General features: G+C 43.9%; 1 protein-coding gene. It reads left to right on the top strand.

Annotation, left to right across the window (positions count from 1 at the left end; translation table 11 throughout):
• Positions 1–829, top strand: an 829-nt coding sequence (locus EXE29_RS17315) for an FAD-dependent oxidoreductase (protein WP_165382517.1), incomplete at both ends; no start/stop codon positions are given.

The following is an 829-nucleotide window of genomic DNA, read 5'->3' as shown; positions in this document are numbered from 1 at the left end:
CTTGGAAGAAATCATTGCCAAATTAGACACTGATTCTGATGCGAAAGAAGCAGCGAAAATCAATGAAAAAGACGCATTTGATGTTCTTGTGATTGGCGGTGGCCCTGCAGGTAATACTTCTGCAATCTATGCTGCACGTAAAGGCATTAAAACAGGTATCGTTGCTGAGCGCATGGGCGGTCAGGTGATGGATACAATGGACATCGAAAACTTCACGTCTATTCAAAAGACCCAAGGTCCTAAGTTTGCAGCTGAAATGGAAGCGCACGTTCGTGAATACGGCGTAGATATCATGAATCTGCAACGTGTAGCTGACATCAAAGGTGCTGAACAAACGGCAAATGGTTTGGTTGAAGTGACTTTAGAAAACGGTGCAAAACTTGAATCGAAAACTGTCATCCTATCTACAGGTGCACGTTGGAGAGAAATGAATGTACCGGGTGAAGCTGAATACCGTACACGCGGTGTAGCGTACTGCCCACACTGTGATGGTCCATTGTTCAAAGGTAAACGTGTTGCAGTCATCGGTGGCGGTAACTCAGGTGTAGAAGCAGCCATTGACCTTGCAGGTATTGTTGAGCATGTAACACTTGTTGAGTTTGATACTAAGCTTCGTGCTGACCAAGTCCTTCAAGACAAGTTAAACAGCTTACCGAACACCACTGTAATTAAGAATGCTTTATCTACAGAAGTGGTTGGTGATGGCAAACAAGTGACTGCACTGAAATACAAAGACCGTGCAACTGATGTTGAACACACTGTTGAACTAGCAGGTATCTTCGTACAAATCGGTTTGTTGCCAAACACTGATTTCTTAAAAGAAACAGCC

Source organism: Acinetobacter sp. WCHAc060006, from assembly GCF_004209135.1.
GTDB classification, from domain to species: Bacteria; Pseudomonadota; Gammaproteobacteria; order Pseudomonadales; family Moraxellaceae; genus Acinetobacter; species Acinetobacter cumulans.
This window is presented reverse-complemented; position numbering and strand designations above follow the sequence as displayed.